This window comes from Cytobacillus firmus, assembly GCF_023612095.1.
GTDB lineage: Bacteria > Bacillota > Bacilli > Bacillales > Cytobacillaceae > Cytobacillus.
Genome location: NZ_CP086235.1, coordinates 727,376 through 745,217, shown reverse-complemented (window position 1 = coordinate 745,217; position 17,842 = coordinate 727,376). Strand labels below are relative to the sequence as shown.

19 protein-coding genes, 1 other RNA gene and 1 riboswitch are annotated in these 17,842 nt (G+C 43.5%); of the genes, 2 read left to right on the top strand and 18 right to left on the bottom strand.

All coding sequences use genetic code 11. The annotated features are described in order from the left end of the window. Positions 1-25: 25 nt before the first annotated feature. The 3 genes from LLY41_RS03710 to LLY41_RS03700 form a co-directional block, all read right to left on the bottom strand. On the bottom strand, positions 26-475 hold the full coding sequence (locus LLY41_RS03710) for a MarR family winged helix-turn-helix transcriptional regulator (protein ID WP_095243526.1): 450 nt from the start codon (positions 473-475) through the stop codon (positions 26-28). A 231-nt stretch (positions 476-706) separates the two neighbouring features. Further along, positions 707-1,342 (bottom strand): DUF4352 domain-containing protein, encoded by a 636-nt coding sequence (locus tag LLY41_RS03705; protein ID WP_304586986.1) that lies wholly within the window; start codon positions 1,340-1,342, stop codon positions 707-709. 64 nt (positions 1,343-1,406) lie between these two features. After that, on the bottom strand, positions 1,407-2,783 hold the full coding sequence (locus tag LLY41_RS03700; protein WP_095243524.1) for an alkaline phosphatase: 1,377 nt from the start codon (positions 2,781-2,783) through the stop codon (positions 1,407-1,409). Positions 2,784-2,955: 172 nt separating this feature from the next. Between LLY41_RS03700 and LLY41_RS03695 the strand changes: the two genes are divergently transcribed. Beyond that, on the top strand, positions 2,956-3,495 hold the full coding sequence (locus LLY41_RS03695) for a flavodoxin family protein (RefSeq protein WP_095243523.1): 540 nt from the start codon (positions 2,956-2,958) through the stop codon (positions 3,493-3,495). Positions 3,496-3,522: 27 nt separating this feature from the next. On the opposite strand, the gene LLY41_RS03690 is transcribed toward LLY41_RS03695, so the two are convergent. The 6 genes from LLY41_RS03690 to LLY41_RS03665 all read right to left on the bottom strand — a co-directional run bounded on the left by LLY41_RS03690 (position 3,523) and on the right by LLY41_RS03665 (position 6,949). Continuing rightward, the gene (locus tag LLY41_RS03690) at positions 3,523-4,629 is read right to left on the bottom strand and encodes a mechanosensitive ion channel family protein (protein ID WP_095243522.1); all 1,107 of its coding nucleotides are present in this window, start codon (positions 4,627-4,629) and stop codon (positions 3,523-3,525) included. 98 nt (positions 4,630-4,727) lie between these two features. Beyond that, positions 4,728-5,096, bottom strand: coding sequence for a fluoride efflux transporter CrcB (crcB, locus tag LLY41_RS03685; protein ID WP_095243521.1), 369 nt, complete (start codon positions 5,094-5,096; stop codon positions 4,728-4,730). Next, a complete protein-coding gene (locus tag LLY41_RS03680) occupies positions 5,093-5,470 on the bottom strand; it encodes a fluoride efflux transporter FluC (RefSeq protein ID WP_095243520.1) in 378 nt (125 codons plus the stop codon). The genes crcB and LLY41_RS03680 overlap by 4 nt, the downstream gene beginning before the upstream one ends. Positions 5,471-5,530: 60 nt before the next feature. Beyond that, a riboswitch (Fluoride riboswitch) is annotated at positions 5,531-5,591 on the bottom strand. Between the two features lie 58 nt (positions 5,592-5,649). Beyond that, the gene (locus LLY41_RS03675; RefSeq protein ID WP_304586985.1) at positions 5,650-6,087 is read right to left on the bottom strand and encodes a hypothetical protein; all 438 of its coding nucleotides are present in this window, start codon (positions 6,085-6,087) and stop codon (positions 5,650-5,652) included. Positions 6,088-6,114: 27 nt separating this feature from the next. Then, on the bottom strand, positions 6,115-6,276 hold the full coding sequence (locus LLY41_RS03670) for an anti-repressor SinI family protein (RefSeq protein ID WP_304586984.1): 162 nt from the start codon (positions 6,274-6,276) through the stop codon (positions 6,115-6,117). Between the two features lie 34 nt (positions 6,277-6,310). After that, positions 6,311-6,949: a TetR/AcrR family transcriptional regulator gene (locus LLY41_RS03665; RefSeq protein WP_304586983.1), complete on the bottom strand. Its 639-nt coding sequence runs from the start codon at positions 6,947-6,949 to the stop codon at positions 6,311-6,313. Positions 6,950-7,076: 127 nt separating this feature from the next. Between LLY41_RS03665 and LLY41_RS03660 the strand changes: the two genes are divergently transcribed. After that, positions 7,077-7,484, top strand: a complete 408-nt coding sequence (locus tag LLY41_RS03660; protein WP_095243516.1) for an LAGLIDADG family homing endonuclease — start codon at positions 7,077-7,079, stop codon at positions 7,482-7,484. Between the two features lie 476 nt (positions 7,485-7,960). Here LLY41_RS03660 and ssrA read toward each other — a convergent pair. The 9 genes from ssrA to LLY41_RS03615 all read right to left on the bottom strand — a co-directional run bounded on the left by ssrA (position 7,961) and on the right by LLY41_RS03615 (position 17,671). Then, positions 7,961-8,297: a transfer-messenger RNA gene (gene ssrA, locus LLY41_RS03655) on the bottom strand. A 152-nt stretch (positions 8,298-8,449) separates the two neighbouring features. After that, positions 8,450-8,917 carry an SsrA-binding protein SmpB gene (gene smpB / locus LLY41_RS03650; protein WP_095243513.1) on the bottom strand — a complete coding sequence of 156 codons (468 nt, stop codon included), beginning with the start codon at positions 8,915-8,917 and terminating at the stop codon, positions 8,450-8,452. A gap of 149 nt (positions 8,918-9,066) precedes the next feature. Continuing rightward, positions 9,067-11,391, bottom strand: a complete 2,325-nt coding sequence (rnr, locus tag LLY41_RS03645; RefSeq protein ID WP_095243512.1) for a ribonuclease R — start codon at positions 11,389-11,391, stop codon at positions 9,067-9,069. A gap of 36 nt (positions 11,392-11,427) precedes the next feature. Further along, the gene (locus LLY41_RS03640) at positions 11,428-12,174 is read right to left on the bottom strand and encodes an alpha/beta hydrolase (RefSeq protein WP_095243511.1); all 747 of its coding nucleotides are present in this window, start codon (positions 12,172-12,174) and stop codon (positions 11,428-11,430) included. A 179-nt stretch (positions 12,175-12,353) separates the two neighbouring features. Then, complete coding sequence (gene secG, locus LLY41_RS03635; RefSeq protein ID WP_095243510.1) at positions 12,354-12,587, bottom strand: preprotein translocase subunit SecG; 234 nt, start codon at positions 12,585-12,587, stop codon at positions 12,354-12,356. 182 nt (positions 12,588-12,769) lie between these two features. Beyond that, a complete protein-coding gene (gene eno / locus LLY41_RS03630) occupies positions 12,770-14,065 on the bottom strand; it encodes a phosphopyruvate hydratase (RefSeq protein WP_061791814.1) in 1,296 nt (431 codons plus the stop codon). Positions 14,066-14,122: 57 nt separating this feature from the next. Continuing rightward, positions 14,123-15,658, bottom strand: coding sequence for a 2,3-bisphosphoglycerate-independent phosphoglycerate mutase (gpmI, locus tag LLY41_RS03625; RefSeq protein ID WP_095243509.1), 1,536 nt, complete (start codon positions 15,656-15,658; stop codon positions 14,123-14,125). After that, the gene (gene tpiA, locus LLY41_RS03620; RefSeq protein WP_095243508.1) at positions 15,651-16,412 is read right to left on the bottom strand and encodes a triose-phosphate isomerase; all 762 of its coding nucleotides are present in this window, start codon (positions 16,410-16,412) and stop codon (positions 15,651-15,653) included. Before tpiA ends, gpmI begins: the two co-directional genes overlap by 8 nt. A gap of 74 nt (positions 16,413-16,486) precedes the next feature. Beyond that, positions 16,487-17,671: a phosphoglycerate kinase gene (locus tag LLY41_RS03615; protein WP_095243507.1), complete on the bottom strand. Its 1,185-nt coding sequence runs from the start codon at positions 17,669-17,671 to the stop codon at positions 16,487-16,489. Positions 17,672-17,842: the final 171 nt, after the last annotated feature.

Below are 17,842 nucleotides of genomic sequence, written 5' to 3'. Positions count from 1 at the left end.
AACTTTCCTCCGCTGATTGTTAGTCTTACTGCCCGTTAGACTGCGATAGTACTTTATCCAATTTCTCAAATGTTTCGATGAACTGCTGGATTTCGGTTTGATCAAATTTATTTATCAGCGATTCTACAAGGTTATGAATCTTTTCTTCTGCTTTCACGTACAACTCATTCCCTTTTTCGGTAAGGGTCAGATAGACGACCCTGCGATCATTTTCATCACGCGTCCGCTGAATCAGGCCCTTTTCCCACATGCGTGTTATCATGGCGGTGATCGCACTCTTTTTTACATCAAACACTTCTGCAAGCTCTGACGAAGTACAGGAACCTGCCTGGTTTATGTACCTCAGAGTAAAATGCTGATCATTGGTCAGATCGCTGCCAATCTGATCTTTCACAAGGGACGCAGCCTTTTTCTCAACAGAAAAAGAAACGGCAATATACCGGTCGACCAAATCCTTAATGTCTGGCACACTCACTTATATATTCACCTCACAGTGTGATTATTCTATCGTTTAACTGTTCAACTGCTTAACTATTAACGTAGTTAACTTTAATATAGAGAAGGATTATTGTCAATTTAACTTTATCAACTGGAATAAAATAAAGTTTACCTTGCTCATTTGCGATAACAGCGAAGATTTCTACTTCATTGAGTTTGAACTTATCGGCGAAACTAAAAAAAAGACCCCATCTCTGGAGCCTTGTCCTTAAAATTCGATTTTAATCTTCTCTGCATCTTCAATCTTGTTCTTATCACCACTAAACACGTCGCTGGTAGTTATTTCAATACTTTTCAGATCTGATTTCTCAATGATAAAGCCAACATTGCCGGCTTTGGATTCGTTAGGCCCAATTTCTTTGTTAAGCCCATCAAGATACATATCTTTTTCCCAGGTTATTTGCTCACCTTCGCTTGTTTCTAGGATGGCTGCCGGGGCAAAATTCACTTTTTGATCAGAGGTGTTCTTAATTTGCACAAAACACTTAACAAAGTCAAATTCCTCGTCATGGGTCAAGGTGTGAAAATAGTCAACCAGACTGTAGTCAGGCTTCAGATGCATCACTTTTGCATCAGTTACTTTCATTTCGATTGGGCCAATCTTATAATTTCCGTCCACAGTTTTTGCTTTTTTTAAAGTGATTTCACCTTTTTCATCTATGTGAGTCTTCCCTTCTTCCCGCAGCTGCCGGTCATCCGGAACCTGAGGGTTTGGGTCATAATTTTCCACCGCTTCGTTTTCCGCCGGAACTTCTGCCTTAGCATCTGCAGGCTGTTCCGGGGCACTTGAGCAGCCGAACAGGACAGTGGATAAGAGCGTAATCACTGTGATTATTTTTATCATGATGATCCCCCTTCAGTATTGAAAAAGTTCCCGCTGCATTCCGAAAGCAGCGGGAGATAAAAATTTATTTATCTTCAATCTTTACTTTAGACTTTAATATCTCAAAGATCAGTTTAGCCTGGTCAGTATTCTCAATTTGCCCTGCAAATCGGTCGCTGGCTGGGCCAAATGCATACACAGGCACATCTTCACCTGTATGGCCGCCTGTTGTCCAGCCCGTATGGGAGCGCTGGTTGAAAATTTCTTCAATGGCATTATCGATGTCAGCTGCCTTTTTCGTTTCAGCAGCTTTTTTAACAGATTGAATTTCTCCTTCTTTTAAATCAAGATCAATATACTCCTTTAGCGTTTCTTCCACACCGGCTCCATTGGCAATTTCCTGCGCCATGAAATCTGGTGTGCGCTTCGCTGCTTTAATTGGCTCGCTGAACCAGTTGTAGTTGCCATCAGAACCGATGGAATAGCCGCCAGTTGAATGGTCAGCAGTTGCCACCACAAGAGTGTGCTTGTCCTTCTTCGCAAACTCGACCGCAGCTTTGAATGCTTTCTCGAAGTCTTCCATTTCACTCATAGCGCTGACAATGTCATTATCGTGGCCAGCCCAGTCTACCTGACTTCCTTCTACCATCAGGAAGAAGCCGTCTTTATCTTTGTTCAAACGCTCGATTGCAGAAGCAGTCATATCCTTCAGTGAAGGTGTGTCTTCTGTGCGGTCAATCATTTTAGGCATGCCGCGTTCTGCAAACAGACCAAGAACTTGTTCATTTTTATCAGCCAATAATTCTTGGCGGTTTGTTACATAGCTGTATCCGTCTTTCTTGAATTCCTCCGCGATGTTTCTGTCTTTGCGGACAAGCAGATCAGTTCCCCCGCCAAGTAGAACATCTACTCTGTGCTTGCCATTGATAAGTTCATCATAATAATCATCGGCAATGGCATTCATATTCTGCCGGCTTTCGTCATGCGATCCGAATGAGGCAGGAGTGGCATGCGTAATTTCTGATGTAGCTACAAGACCAGTCGCTTTTCCTTGCTCTTTCGCTGCTTCCAAAACTGTTTTTACCTCAGAGCCGTCATTATCAACAGCAATGGCATTGTTATATGTTTTTATGCCTGCAGACATGGCTGTGGCTGCAGATGCAGAGTCTGTAACATTTTGTTCGGGATCTTCCGGATAAGTCATTTGCTGGCCGACCAAATATTTATCCAACTCAGTACGTTCAACAAATTTTGTGCCGGGATCGTCTTTTAAATATCGGTATGCAGACGTGTAGGATACGCCCATCCCGTCGCCGATAAGGAAAATAACATTTTTGATCTTTCTATTATCTGTTTTGCCCTTAGCTTCTGTTTGCTGTACTGAACCGATTAGTCCGCCAAACGCAACTGCAGAAGCAGCAAGGATTGGAAGTGTCTTTTTTGTGAATTTCTTAAATTTCATTCTATTAACCTCCCTTTATTATCTTACAAATAGTAGTATAGAACCCTAATGTAAATGAGAGATTAATAGAATGTAAAAATGAACTAACACTAATGTAAAGATGCTTTTTTTGCTTCCCCCAATATTTTTATGTAAAATTCATACAAGGACGATAGTCGAAGGAGAGATTTCAATGAAAGTATTGGCTTTGCTGGGCAGTACAAGAGAAAACGGGAACTCGGAGTATTTGGCAAATAAGATTGTGGAAGGGACTGATCACACCCTTGTAAAATTAGCAGATTTGCATATCGAACCGATTGTGGATCAAAGGCATGCGGATGGCGGCTTTACAACGGTTAATGACGACTATGAACAATTAGTGAGGAACATGCTGTCACATGATGTTTTCGTATTCGCTACCCCTTTATACTGGTATGGCATGAGCGGTCCAATGAAGGATTTCTTTGATCGCTGGTCCCAGTATCTAAGGGATGAGCGCTTTAATCTGAAAGAAGAGCTGGCTAAGAAGAAGGCATACGTAGTTATTACCGGCGGCAGCAGTGCGAAAGTCAAAGGACTTCCACTTGTTCAGCAATTTCAATACATTTTTGATTTTGTCGGGATGGAATTCGCGGACTATATCATCGGGAGCGGGGTAAAGCCGGGAGAAGTGAAAGAAGATTCTTTAGCATTAGCGAAGGCCGAACAATGGAATAAAAGATTTTCAAAATAAAAAGGCGGACTCGAGGGTCCCGCCTTTTTATCTGGATGATTCCTGTCTCACCCTGGAATCTTTTTTTAGCTGATTTTCGCCATCAGGATCCAAGTATAGCTTCCTGCTAGGCATAGCCACATAAACACGCTCATTTTCAAGAATGTCCATAATCTCAAAGTTGATTTCTTCCTTTATTTTCAGGAACTCGCCCCAATTTGTTGTTTTTGTAAAGAAATAAAGGAAGATATCAAGCCCATTTTCTTTATAATCGTCAAAAGTGACAAAGATGGTATCCGGATGAATGTCTGAATGGTGTTTCAAAAGGTATTCAATTTGCCCTACCACATTCGCCATTTGATCTTTTGTCGTATCATGAGTAACACGCAATCTGAAGCTGATTTGCCTTTTTCCCATCTTGCTCCAGTTTGTAATCGACTCATTTGCTAACGTAGCATTTGGCACTGTGACAAGTGCCTGAGCGAATGTTCTAACTTTCGTGCTTCGGAAAGAAATGTCTTCAACTGTTCCCTCCACACTCGGCGTCATAATCCAATCACCAATTGTGAATGGCTTTTCTGTAATAATGACGAATCCGCCAAACAAATTGCCAAGGACATCCTTTGCTGCAAACGCAATGGCAACTCCGCCTAATCCAAGGCCCGCTACAAAGCCATTCACATCATAACCAAACTCCTGGGCAACGATGCTAAAACTGATGGCCACAATAACGACTCTTAAGGCCTTTGAAATAAACGGAATGAGAATATCATCAATTTCCAGGCCGTACCTAACCTTCAGGCTGGTAAAAAGGGCAGATGACGCAGCTGCCATATTGTACAATCCCCACGTGAGTAAGATTATGAATGAAGAACTTATTATATCCAGAAATAAAGAATTATGCTGATTTAGATATGGAAAATAGCCAACTGAAAAGTAGATTCCTATAATGATAAATAACCACTGAATCGGCTTCTGGAATGAAATAAATATATGAGAGAAAAAGTCATTTGGCGCTTTTCTGCTCAGCTTTAATAAAAGGGTAAATACATATTTAGTAAAAAGCTTGCGGAAAATGAGAAAAAGCAACAGGATCCCAATAGAAATTCCTATATCCACTAATTTATCATTTGTTAAATAAGATTCCCAAAACATTTTATTACCTCCTCGATGCTATTTGTTATCATAACATAATTCTTCGAACAGGTTATCATACAAAATTCCCTAAGTTTGTGTCGGTAAACCCTCACTCTTCACCTAATAAAGGCTCCCAATTCAATTCCAATAAATGCCAGGGCTGTTCCTCCCCCATAGCTCAAAATATTATATAGAATAAAATCCTTTTTCCTTTTATCCATGTGCAGCTGCATCGCTTCCAGCTTCAATGTAGAAAAAGTGGTGAATGCCCCCATGAATCCTGTGCCAAGCAGCATAAAAGTACTTCCTTCTATCCCTGAGCCCACCATGATTCCAAGAAGAAGGGAACCAAATAAGTTAATAACAAGCGTGGCAGCCGGGAACTTCGATACAAATCTTTTACTAATGAGCTGACTGACCCATAGCCGGGAGATTGCTCCAAAGAAACCGCCTATTCCCACCATTAATACATATAACGCACTCATCCGGCTTCTTCTCCTTTCCTGACCTGAAATCCTAAGCGACTCATCCATAATCCGCCCAAAAGACTGGCTGCAATATACAAAACGGCCAGAGCTGTCTGTCCAGTGAGAAAAAGTGTTACTGTTTCAACGCTCAATGTCGAAAAAGTCGTAAAGGATCCAACAAAGCCCGTTCCCAGTGCTGTTTTTATATGGGCTGGCAAAGAAAGACGAACCATCAGCCCCGTTGTCAGCCAAGCCAGGAGGAAACTTCCCAGGAGATTAACCGTCAAAGTGGCAAAAGGAAAAACGGCACTTTCCTGAAAAAGAAAAACGCCCATGCTGTAACGTAATGCGGCACCTAAAAACCCTGCGGCACCAACCAGTATATAAACCATCCAGAACCCTCCATTTCCCTTATTTTACCCAAAACAAAAATACTCCTGCCAGTTACCACATAACTGACAGGAGTCATTAGCCAAAAGGCGGTTAAAGGTGAACTCCATCACCTGATGAGTTTATCTTTACTAACACTTTAAAACATCGTAAAAAGAATTAAAAGACTTTTATCCCAATTTCAATAAGATTTCCTCTTTTTTATAAACAGCACAGAAAGAAGCAGACCATATAACAGATGGCCTAAAAGCCAAATAAAGATGGCAGGTAAAGATGTAAGTTCAGGGGTTCGTGCAGATAATGCAGTTGTTGGATAAACCAGGACTCCTATGGAAAAGGTGATGAATAATGTGCGGATGAAGATTTGTGTCCTGTTCCAGCGGTATTTTTTTATTAAAAATAATAAGCTGATTGCCACTATAACTGAAATGATCAGATGAAATCCAAATTCGATTAATTCGGGAAAATAATAGTTTTTTAAAATCGGAAAGTAATCCACATTTAATAACAATGTGTACACTTTTATTCCCGTGGTTATCTCAGCCATTTTCAGAAATAACCCCAGGAAAGTTCCAGATAGCAGCCCCGTAAATGCACCGTTTGCCAAAAGTCTCCGCATTGAATCTATCCTTCCCGTTGATTGAGACTACTTAAGATCCGGGAGATTCCCTACCTTAGTCCCATTCTTGGACTGTTTAATAAAGTCCTGTATATCCTCAATTGTTAACCCCAGCTGTTTGGCTGTCAGTATTAGCTCTACCCATTCTTTATCAATCTTACCCTCACAGGTTTCCATTCCCTTTTCCACTCTCCCGTAAAGATTCTGTTCCCCTCAGAAGTCTTCATTGAGTGCTGCTTTTATTAATCATTCCATATAGGAATAAATGGACAATCTCTGTTGCTAAACCTTCTGGAGTTTTTAACCCATTGAATAATTTTGTTAATGTCAGGCGTTCAATAACCCCCGTCAGACTCTCAGCGACAGTTCCCATATCAATATCTTTCCTGAAGTACCCTGCCTGCTGTTCTGATAAGAGATTGGCTTCAATTTGACCAGCTAGTATCTCCTTAAATTCCACGGCATCCGGGGCCATGAAAAAACCGATGCGGGTTAAATTTTGGTTTTCCATAAAAAATTTAAAAATAGCAGATAGGCCTGAGGTTATTCGTTCAGGAAGTGCAGGTAAATCAAGGCCTGTTTCCACACGGCTATTGGACGTAAGTTCGGAAAGCCGGTTACGAAACAAATCGACCAGTTCTTGGAAAATGGCGTCTTTGCTTTCAAAGTACAGGTAAAACGATGGCTGTGTGAGACCTGCTCTTTGCACAATCTCGCTAATTTTTGTAAGAAAGTAACCCTTTAGCGCAAATTCCTCTGCGGCAATTTCAAGAAGCAGTGCACGGCTCTGCTCCCCGCTGACCCCTCTTTTCCGTCCTCTGTTCCCCATAAATAACAGCTCCATCTGCAATATATTACTCATAAGTATTATCTACTATCATTATTGGAAAAGTCAACCAATTATCTGAATTTTTTATTAATAAACAGAGAAAGTTATGTTATACTCAAAAAGGGAACGTACATTCTTATTTTACGCTGGGGGATGGGAAATGGAAAGTTTTGAAGCAGCTTATATTGCAGGAATTATAGACGGTGAAGGAACAATCACTCTAACCAGGATGCATGCGAGAGAGCATCGTCGGCCCTGTATAACAATAGCATCTACTGATAAGGAGCTGTTAGTTTATATACAAACATTAACAGGCGGGACCATAATTAATAAAAAAAATTACAAGCCGGGTATTCACAAAAATTCTTTCTCTCTGAATATTAAACAAAAGGAAAAAGTTATGTCCGTACTAAAACAAGTATCACCTTACTTAAGAGTGGATAAAAAGAGAAACCGGGCTTTGTGGATACTCGAAAATTATGTAAGAGTAACTCCGAGAAATGGCAAATATGATATGGAGAAGTTAAGACAGAAGATTTTATTCGAAGAAGACTTTTTTAAGATATAAAGTGAAACTTCAATCAATGGGGGTGTTCCTTATCCCCCACTGATTGTTAGTTGAACCAATCGGGCCTTTACGGGCAGTTTGACCTCCACTTATCCTCCTTTGATTCCTCTGAGTCTTGAAGTGGGGGTCTTACTGCCCGTTAGACTGCGATAAAATGACAAATAAAAAACCACCAAATATGTATTTGGTGGAGACGGTGGGACGTGCACTTCCATGCTTTCGTCATGGCACTGACTATATCTTGAACCTGTCTTAACAGGTCCTTCGGCGTATTATGCGAAATATAAATTTACCTGATGCTCAGGCAGGATTCCGCATCCTAGTACCACCACTTCTGTGGCAGCCTATAAGTCGATACACGGCTGTTGGATTGCTCCACATACCGCTCGGCATTGCCCTATCGCCAATGGCGACTTAGGTTTCACCGATAAAGCCGAATTTTCACTTGTGTGTTGCCACACAAGGCGACTAATAATTAATCGAACCCACGTCCAGAAATATCGGCACTTAAGCTTCTACGAGTGTAGTCGATATATTCGCGATTCGCTGATCCTTATGCCTATCGACGGGCGTCCGACCAGCTAGCCTGGTTGTTCTCTTCCTTCATCCTCAGGCGGTGGAATCCGGCGTAGCCCACTAAAAGTGAGTCCGCTACCCTACCACATGGGCGATGGAGGGGCGAACCGCTAAAGGCCTATTAGGCAGCTAAAGCGAAGTTGTTTTGAGTTTTGCCAGTTATTGGCTTTGACGTTTTAACGAGGCCGATCCCCTCGACTCGCAACCTAAGCTCGAACTATCCCTGTCGAATCCGTAGCGTCCCCATTATAATAGGTCTGCGCCGAATCTTATTCAGCACGCTGACGTTCGGATAAGCTCGAAATAGATGAGCTAAAGTTTGTGTCACTCGCTGTGACAATTACTATTATAGCACACTGAGCAAATTTTTCAATTGTAAGGTTCTGGATTTACATTTTCTGCCTTTCACGGAAAGCACGCTCAACTTCACGCTTGGCTTCTTTCTTCTTGAGATCCTCACGCTTATCATATTTCTTTTTACCCCTTGCCAGGCCAATTAAAACTTTTGCATAACCATTCTTGAGGTACATTTTTAATGGAACGATCGAGTAGCCGACTTCCTTCGACTCACCGATCAGCTTGCTGATTTCTTTTCTGTGCAGGAGAAGCTTTCTGGTCCTTAGCGGATCGTGATTGTAGCGGTTTCCCTGCTCATAAGGACTGACATGCATGCCGAAAAGAAAGAGCTCATTGTTTTGAATTCTAGCATATGAGTCCTTCAGGTTCACCTTGCCCGCCCGGATCGATTTAATTTCTGTTCCCTGCAGAACAATTCCCGCTTCATATGTTTCTTCTATAGCATAGTCATGATAGGCCTTTTTATTTTGCGCAACCATTTTGCCAGTTCCTTTTGGCATGTTGAATCCCCCTTTGCTCCCCTTTCCTGTTATCAGGAAATGCAGCATCCGTTCTCTATCGGTTTCTTTATTATAGCAAAATTGCATGCCCCTCTCAACGCGGAGCCCTGCCGGGAAGGAAAGAGAGAGCCTTTAAGGCCCTCCCACATTTACCGCTTCTTTTTCTTCCGCTTTGCTTTTGGCGCATTTTCGTAATGCTTTTTCTCTTTTTTCTTTCTTGGACCGCCTGGACTGTTTCCTTTGCCCTCATCAGACTTCCCTCTGCGCGGCTTTTTCTCGGTGCTGCCAGTCTTGAACACCTTTGGCGCATCCCGATTTTCCCGTCTGCGGGTTCCCTTCATGCCGACGATTTCAAAATCAATTGAGCGTTCGTCTTTGTTTACATTAACGACACGGACTGTAATCTCGTCGCCAATGCGGTAGACATTACCCGTACGCTCCCCGATCATCGCCATCTGGCGCTCATCATAGCGGTAATAATCGTCTGTCATATAGCTGACATGGATAAGTCCTTCAATCGTGTTTGGAAGCTCGACAAACATGCCAAAGTTTGTAACAGAGCTGATGATCCCATCATATTCCTCGCCGATTTTATCAGCCATATATTCCGCTTTCTTCAGTTCATCTGTTTCACGTTCCGCTTCAACTGCACGGCGCTCCATATTGGAAGAGTGTTCGGCAATGTCTGGCAGCTGTACGTTCCACTTTTCCCTTGTCGCCTGATCCAGCTTGCCTTCAATTAAGTAAGTGCGGATAAGTCTGTGGACAATTAAGTCCGGGTAACGGCGGATCGGTGATGTGAAGTGTGTGTAAAACTCTGTTGATAACCCGAAGTGCCCAAGGCTCTCTTCAAAGTACTTCGCCTGCTGCATAGAGCGCAGCATCACTGTGCTGACCACCATTTCTTCCGGTTTTCCCTGAACCTCTTCAATGATTCCCTGAAGGGCACGCGGGTGAACGGAATTAGCTGTTCCTTTTACGATATAGCCGAAGTTTGTAATAAACTCAAAAAATCTTCTAAGCTTATCTTCTTTTGGATCTTCATGGATACGGTAAATGAACGGTACTTCCATCCAATGGAAGTGCTCAGCAACGGTTTCATTGGCTGCGAGCATAAACTCTTCAATCAGGCGCTCTGCAATCGAGCGTTCACGCAATGCGACTTCTGTCGGGTTGCCCTCTTCATCCACAATGACCTTCGCTTCTTTAAAATCAAAGTCGATGGCTCCGCGGTGCATTCTCTTTTTACGCAGGATCAGAGAAAGCTCCTTCATCATTTCGAACATCGGCACAAGCGGTTGGTATCTGTTGATAAGTTCTTCGTCCTGCTCTTCTAAGATCTTATTCACATCTGAATAAGTCATTCGTTCCGTTGTTTTAATCACACTCTGGAAAATTTCGTGATTCACTACTTCTCCATCCGATGTGATTTCCATCTCACAAGAAAGAGTAAGCCGGTCCACTTTCGGATTCAATGAGCAAATGCCATTTGATAAGCGATGCGGGATCATCGGGATAACCCGGTCCACTAAATACACAGAGGTTGCCCGCTCTTCCGCTTCCCTGTCAATCGGGGAATCCTCACGGACATAGTACGTGACATCGGCAATATGAACGCCAAGCTTGTAGTTGCCGTTATCCAGTTTTTTAACCATTACTGCATCATCAAGATCCTTTGCATCTGCACCGTCTATTGTGACAATAACTTCATTTCTCAAGTCACGACGGTTTTCAAGCTCACTTGGATCAATCGTATCCGGCGTTTCCTCAGCCTGCTTAAGCACCTCATCCGGGAACTCAAGCGGAAGGCCATGCTTGTGAATAACAGACAGAATATCCACACCCGGGTCGTTTTTATGCCCAAGTATGTCGATGACTTCTCCTTCTGCACTCTTTCTGCCTTCTGGATAAGTGGTCAGTTTTACAACGACCTTATGCCCTTCAACCGCACCTTTTGATGCTGATTTGGGGATAAAAATATCGCTGGCAAACTTTTTATCATCGGGGATAACAAATCCAAAGTGCTTGCTTTCCGTATACGTTCCGACAATTTGTGTCACACCGCGCTCTAAGATACGGACAATGGTGCCTTCCCGCCTCTGGCCTGAACTCTCAGACGTCACACGTGCGAGAACAATATCCCCATTTAAGGCATTATTCGTTTCATTGGGCGGGATAAATATATCATCCATCCCCTGCTCTTCCGGAATAACAAAGGCAAACCCCTTTGCGTGGCCGGAAAGCTTCCCGCGGATCAGATTCATTTTTTCAGGCAGGCCATAACGATTGCTTCTCGTTCTGACGACTAGCCCTTTTTCCTCCATGACAACAAGCGCCTTGACGAAGTCTTTGAAGCCTGTGGAATCCTCAATTCCAAATGCGGCTTCCAGCTCCTGGACCGTCAATGGCTTATAGGCTTCATCCTTCATATAATGAAGCAGCTTGTCGATCAGCTGTTGTATGTTATTTTCCATATCTTCATCCCTCCTCAGGGAGTTTTTCTTTTGTTATTATTCTTCCCAATCAAGCTTTTCTAAAAACTCATATACATCTTCATGCAGCTGGTCACGCTCTTTATCCAGAGTAATGACGTGCCCGGATTCTTCGTACCACTTGAGTTTCTTTAAGTCATTCTCCACTTCATTGAAAATGATGTTGGCACTATCCGTGTTGATCATATGGTCATGTCGTGCCTGTACAACAAATGTCGGCGAGTAAATCATATCCACATGATTGCGCACATCCGCGATCAGCTCCTGGAGTGCCTTTAATGTATTCATCGGTGTTTTCTGGAACTCTTTCATTTCCTGCTCAATTTGGTCTTCCGTCTTTCCTTCAAGTCTTTTATATTCTCTTGCATAGCTCAGAATTCCTTCATACATGACTTCTTCGCTTTTTATGTACATTGGTGCGCACATCGGGACAATACCCTTTACAGGTACAGTGTAACCCAATTTAAGGGAAAATACGCCGCCAAGTGAAAGTCCGGCCACTGCAATTTCTTTATGTCCCTTATTTTTCAGAAATTCGTACCCTTCCATCACATCTTTCCACCAGTCTTCCGGGCCTGTATGAACAAGCTCTTCCGGCGGAACCCCATGTCCCTTATATTGCGGGGCATGGCAGGTATAGCCCTTCGTTTCAAGAAACCTTGCCATCATTCTGACATCTGCTGTATTTCCGGTAAAACCATGCAGAAGCAGGACTGCTCTTTTTCCATTTCCAAATGTAAACGGTTTTGGTGCAACAACTCTCATTGATAAAACTCCTTTTACCTTATGATTCCTATAATTTTATTAATCAAACGTTTGATTGAATCTGCATTCCTTATTTTTAGCAAACAGCGGGGGAACATGCCAATAAAAAGCTTTCTTAAGCGAAAACTGCCGAAGAAAAATAAAAGCCTGACCTTCTGAAGGCCAGGCGCTGCATTCATTTATACCGCAAAATAAGAAACTAAAACAGTAAGTACAAAGAATAAGACTGAAAGAACAACGGTAGTGCGGTGAAGAACGAGATCAATACCGCGCGCTTTTTGCTTTCCAAAAAGCTGCTCTGCTCCCCCTGAAATGGCACCGGAAAGACCTGCGCTTTTACCAGACTGAAGGAGTACAACTACAATAAGGGCAATCGAAACAATGACTAAAAGGGTAATCAATAATGTATGCATGAAGCCACCTCCTGAAAACGTACAATCACATTATTCTTAATTTATCACATTTTAATGGTATTCACAATAAGATTTTGAGGTTCGCACAAGAGCTGAAAATAAATTCTATTTTTGTGCGTTCAGAAAGCTCTTGGCCAAGCCAAAAAACAGCCGCCCCACCCGGGACGGCTGCACAAGCAAGATTACTTGCTCAAGTTATAGAAAGATTTTAAGCCATCGTATACAGCTAAGTCGCCAAGCTCGTCTTCGATGCGAAGAAGCTGGTTGTATTTCGCGATACGGTCTGTACGGGACATTGAGCCAGTTTTGATCTGGCCAGCGTTTGTCGCAACAGCGATGTCAGCGATTGTTGCATCTTCTGTTTCACCTGAACGGTGGGATACAACTGCAGTGTAGCCGGCACGCTTCGCCATTTCGATTGCTTCGAAAGTTTCTGTTAAGGTACCGATTTGGTTTACTTTGATCAGGATTGAGTTGCCTACGCCCTGCTCGATTCCTTGAGCAAGCTTTTTCGTGTTTGTAACGAACAAGTCGTCACCAACAAGCTGAACTTTTCCGCCAATGCGGTCAGTTAATAGCTTATGGCCTTCCCAGTCGTTTTCGTCAAGACCATCTTCAATTGAGATGATAGGGAACTCGTTTACCAGCTCTTCGTAGAAGTTAACCATATCTTCTGAAGTTAAACCAGTGCGGCCTTCGCCTGCAAGATCGTATTTACCGGTTTCTTTGTTGTAGAACTCAGAAGAAGCAACATCCATTGCAAGGTAGATGTCTTTGCCAGCTTCGTAGCCAGCGTTAGAGATTGCTTCAATGATAACTTCAAGAGCTTCACGGTTAGAACCAAGGTTTGGAGCAAATCCGCCTTCGTCACCTACAGCAGTGTTAAGACCTTTGCCAGATAAAACTTTTTTCAATGAATGGAATACTTCAGCACCCATGCGGATGGCTTCCTTGAAGGTAGGAGCTCCAACAGGCATGATCATGAATTCCTGGAAGTCCACGTTGTTGTCAGCATGAGATCCGCCGTTGATGATGTTCATCATTGGTGTTGGAAGCTGCTTCGCGTTGAAGCCTCCAAGGTAACGGTATAAAGGAAGTCCTACAGACTCAGCAGCTGCATGTGCACAAGCCATGGATACGCCAAGGATTGCGTTTGCGCCAAGCTTTCCTTTGTTTTCAGTTCCATCTAACGCGATCATTGTGCGGTCGATGCCAACCTGATCTGTTACATCCAAGCCGATTACAGCATCTGCAATCAGGTTATTTACGTTGTCTACCGCTTTTTGAACGCCTTTTCCAAGGTAGCGGGACTTGTCGCCGTCACGAAGTTCTACTGCTTCGTGCTCACCAGTTGATGCTCCGGAAGGAACAATCGCGCGTCCAAAGAATCCTGATTCTGTTAAAACTTCTACTTCAACTGTTGGGTTACCGCGGGAATCCAATACTTCACGTGCATATACTTGTTCGATAAATGGCATAGTAATTCTCTCCTTTATGATAAAAAATTGTTTTCGACAAAATTCGGGTGGTGCCTGTCACTTTTTCAGTAATGATGTTCCTGTCATTTCAGCCGGTTTCTCCAGTCCAAGCAGGTCCAGAACTGTTGGAGCAAGGTCTCCTAAGATTCCGTCTGTACGGAGTTCTGCACCGTCCTGTGTGACGATGACTGGAACCGGGTTTGTTGTGTGAGCAGTCATCGGGCCGCCTTCTAGCGTAACAACTTCATCGGCATTTCCGTGGTCAGCTGTGATGATCGCTTTTCCGCCTTTTGAAATAATCAGGTCAACAATTTTGCCAAGGCATTCGTCAACTGTTTCAACCGCCTTGATCGTTGGCTCAAGCATGCCCGAGTGTCCCACCATGTCCGGGTTGGCGAAATTCAGGATGATCGCATCGAAATTGTCAGCTTCCACTTCCTTCAGCAACGCGTCCGTCACTTCATAAGCACTCATTTCAGGCTTAAGGTCATAGGTAGCTACTTTCGGTGAGTCAATCAGGATTCTCTCTTCACCAGGGAATTTCTCTTCCCTTCCGCCGCTCATAAAGAACGTCACATGAGGGTATTTCTCTGTTTCAGCAATACGGAGCTGTGTTTTTCCGTTTTGCGCTAAAACCTCACCCAGTGTATTATCAAGGTTTGTCGGTTTGAACGCAACATAGCCGTCAACCGTTTCACTGAAGTGGGTCAAGCAAACGAAGAACAAGTTCTCGGGATGTCCAGGCCCTCTATCAAAGGAACGGAAGTCTTTATTTGTAAAAGTATTCGAAATCTGAATTGCCCGGTCCGGACGGAAGTTATAGAAAATAACTGCATCATCCTTCTTAATCGTTGCAACCGGTTTGCCATCTTCTGCAGTAATGACAGATGGAATGACAAATTCATCAAAGATACCATTTTTATAGTTATCTTCAACTAAATCCAGAGGATTGTTGTATGCAGGGCCATCACCATACACCATGGAACGGTAAGACTTTTCAACACGCTCCCAGCGTTTGTCGCGGTCCATGGAATAGTACCGTCCGGAAATGGTCGCAAATTCGCCGACTCCGTATTCATTCATTTTTTCCTGTACTTCTTTAATGTAGCCTGCAGCGGTTTGCGGGCCAACATCACGTCCATCCAGGAATCCATGAACATAGACATTCTTCACGCCTTCCTCAGCAGCCATGCGAAGCAGCGCAAATAAGTGCTGAATATGGCTGTGAACGCCTCCATCTGACAGTAGTCCCATCAAATGAAGATCCGTGCCATTCTTTTTCACATGGTCAATCGCAGAACGGAAAGTTTCGTTTTTCTCAAACTGTCCCTCACGAATGGCGACGTTCACTCTTGTTAAACTCTGATATACAATCCGGCCTGCGCCGATGTTTAAGTGTCCTACTTCCGAGTTACCCATTTGCCCTTCCGGAAGACCTACTGCTTCGCCGCTTGCTGTCAGCGTTGCGTTAGGGTAGGTATTCCAGTAGCGTTCGAAGTTTGGCTTCTTTGCCTGGGCAACGGCATTTCCCATCCGTTCCCCGCGCAAGGCGAAACCATCTAAGATGATTAATGCAACTGGAGATTTACTCATTCTTGCCTGCCTCCAATAATTGAAGAAAGTCCGTAGGCTGTAAGCTTGCGCCGCCAACAAGAGCTCCATCAATATCAGGCTGGCTCATATATTCTTTAATGTTTGCAGGCTTTACGCTGCCGCCGTACTGAATGCGGACTGCATCTGCCGCAGCCTGTGAAAATTGCTTCGCAACAACAGAGCGGATATGTGCACATACTTCATTTGCATCTGCAGATGTTGAAGATTTGCCAGTTCCGATTGCCCAGATTGGCTCATATGCAATAACAGTTTGCTTTACCTGCTCTTCAGTTAAGCCATTTAGTGCCTTCTCAACCTGTGAACCGACAAGATCCATTGTTTCGCCGCTTTCCCGCTGTTCCAGCGATTCACCGACACAAACGATAGGAGTTAAGTTGTATTTGAATGCAGCCAAGGTCTTTTTATTAACAGCCTCGTCTGTCTCATTAAACATCTCACGGCGTTCTGAATGACCAAGGATTACGTATTTCACTCCAAGATCTTCAAGTGCTACAGGGCTGATTTCGCCTGTAAAAGCGCCGTTTTCTTCAAAGTGCATATTCTGTGCGCCGACTTCAACATCTGAATCCTTTGAGTTTTCAACCAGGCGCTCAAGGAATAAGGCAGGAGCACATACAACTGTATCTACCTGCTCCTTCCCAGGAACTAATCCGTTAATTTCTTCAAGAAAGACTTTCGCTTCCGGAAGTGTTTTATGCATTTTCCAGTTTCCTGCGATAATTGGTTTACGCATGTTGCACGTCCTTTCATGCATTTTTATTAGTGTCCTACATTCGACAAATTTCGGGTGGTGCCTGTCACCAATAATTATTTATCGTTTAAAGCAACTACGCCAGGCAGGGCTTTACCTTCCATAAACTCAAGGGAAGCGCCGCCGCCTGTTGAGATATGGCTCATGCGGTCTGCTAGGTGGAATTTTTCAACCGCCGCTGCAGAATCGCCGCCGCCAATGACTGAATATGTATCGTTTGCTTCTGCTAAAGCCTCAGCCACTGCTCTTGTGCCGCCTGCAAATTTATTCAATTCGAAAACACCCATTGGCCCGTTCCAGATGACAAGCTTTGAATTCTGGATTACATCGCTGTAAATATCGCGTGTTTTAGGTCCGATATCAAGTGCTTCCCAATCAGAAGGAATTTCTTCGATAGCTACTGTTTTAATATTGGCTTCCTCAGAAAAATCGTCTGCTACCACGACATCAACTGGCATGTAGAGGTTCACGCCTTTGTCTTTCGCTTTTTCCATAAACGATTTGGCAAGGTCAATTTTATCTTCTTCTAATAGTGACTTTCCTACTTCATGGCCGTTTGCTTTTACAAAAGTATAAGCCAGCCCTCCGCCAATGATCAGGTTGTCTACCTTTTCAAGAAGGTTTTCAATTACGCCAATCTTATCTTTCACCTTTGCACCGCCGATAATAGCTGTAAATGGGCGTTCAGGATTTGAAAGAGCTTTTCCAAGTACATCAAGTTCTTTTTCCATCAGGAGTCCTGATACGGCAGGAAGATGATGCGCAATTCCTTCCGTTGAAGCATGGGCACGGTGTGCTGCTCCGAATGCATCATTTACATACACATCTGCAAGCTCAGCAAATGCCTTTGCAAGCTCAGGATCATTCTTTTCCTCGCCAGCATAGAAACGCACGTTTTCAAGAAGAAGAACATCTCCTTCACTTAACGCGTCAACCATAGCTTTTACAGAATCGCCATATGCTTCATCCGCTTTCTTTACTTCTTTGCCAAGAAGCTCGGACAAACGCTTTGCTACTGGTGTTAAACGCAATTCTTCAACAACTGAACCTTTCGGACGGCCCAAATGGCTGGCTAATATCACTTTAGCACCCTGGTTCATCAAGTATTCGATCGTTGGAAGAGCTGCTTTGATGCGAGTCTCATCTGTTACCTGTCCCTCTTTCATCGGAACGTTGAAATCAACCCGGCAAAATACACGCTTACCTTTTAACTCCACATCTTTAACGCTTTTTTTGTTCATAGCAAAAGGACCTCCTTACCAGAAAAGCGGAAGCGCCTTGCCTGACGGCTCATAGACTAAAAGCCTCCAGGTTCGGGAGCTAAGCACCATCCCGGTTAAATAGTTTTACTTAAAACAAAGGGGAGAGGGAATGTTTCCCTGCTCCCCTTTTACCCTTATCCATTATAGACG

What these genes read in the sequence shown, in the direction of transcription:
- LLY41_RS03660 (WP_095243516.1), top strand. Translation starts at nt 7,077, where the DNA reads ATGGAAAGTTTTGAAGCAGCTTATATTGCAGGAATTATAGACGGTGAA.
- LLY41_RS03690 (WP_095243522.1), bottom strand. Translation starts at nt 4,629, where the DNA reads ATGTTTTGGGAATCTTATTTAACAAATGATAAATTAGTGGATATAGGA.
- LLY41_RS03665 (WP_304586983.1), bottom strand. Translation starts at nt 6,949, where the DNA reads ATGAGTAATATATTGCAGATGGAGCTGTTATTTATGGGGAACAGAGGA.
- LLY41_RS03615 (WP_095243507.1), bottom strand. Translation starts at nt 17,671, where the DNA reads ATGAACAAAAAAAGCGTTAAAGATGTGGAGTTAAAAGGTAAGCGTGTA.
- secG (WP_095243510.1), bottom strand. Translation starts at nt 12,587, where the DNA reads ATGCATACATTATTGATTACCCTTTTAGTCATTGTTTCGATTGCCCTT.
- LLY41_RS03680 (WP_095243520.1), bottom strand. Translation starts at nt 5,470, where the DNA reads ATGGTTTATATACTGGTTGGTGCCGCAGGGTTTTTAGGTGCCGCATTA.
- LLY41_RS03700 (WP_095243524.1), bottom strand. Translation starts at nt 2,783, where the DNA reads ATGAAATTTAAGAAATTCACAAAAAAGACACTTCCAATCCTTGCTGCT.
- rnr (WP_095243512.1), bottom strand. Translation starts at nt 11,391, where the DNA reads ATGGAAAATAACATACAACAGCTGATCGACAAGCTGCTTCATTATATG.
- LLY41_RS03640 (WP_095243511.1), bottom strand. Translation starts at nt 12,174, where the DNA reads ATGAGAGTTGTTGCACCAAAACCGTTTACATTTGGAAATGGAAAAAGA.
- LLY41_RS03695 (WP_095243523.1), top strand. Translation starts at nt 2,956, where the DNA reads ATGAAAGTATTGGCTTTGCTGGGCAGTACAAGAGAAAACGGGAACTCG.
- smpB (WP_095243513.1), bottom strand. Translation starts at nt 8,917, where the DNA reads ATGCCAAAAGGAACTGGCAAAATGGTTGCGCAAAATAAAAAGGCCTAT.
- LLY41_RS03675 (WP_304586985.1), bottom strand. Translation starts at nt 6,087, where the DNA reads ATGCGGAGACTTTTGGCAAACGGTGCATTTACGGGGCTGCTATCTGGA.
- crcB (WP_095243521.1), bottom strand. Translation starts at nt 5,096, where the DNA reads ATGAGTGCGTTATATGTATTAATGGTGGGAATAGGCGGTTTCTTTGGA.
- LLY41_RS03705 (WP_304586986.1), bottom strand. Translation starts at nt 1,342, where the DNA reads ATGATAAAAATAATCACAGTGATTACGCTCTTATCCACTGTCCTGTTC.
- eno (WP_061791814.1), bottom strand. Translation starts at nt 14,065, where the DNA reads ATGCCATTTATCGAACAAGTATATGCACGTGAAGTATTGGATTCCCGC.
- gpmI (WP_095243509.1), bottom strand. Translation starts at nt 15,658, where the DNA reads ATGAGTAAATCTCCAGTTGCATTAATCATCTTAGATGGTTTCGCCTTG.
- tpiA (WP_095243508.1), bottom strand. Translation starts at nt 16,412, where the DNA reads ATGCGTAAACCAATTATCGCAGGAAACTGGAAAATGCATAAAACACTT.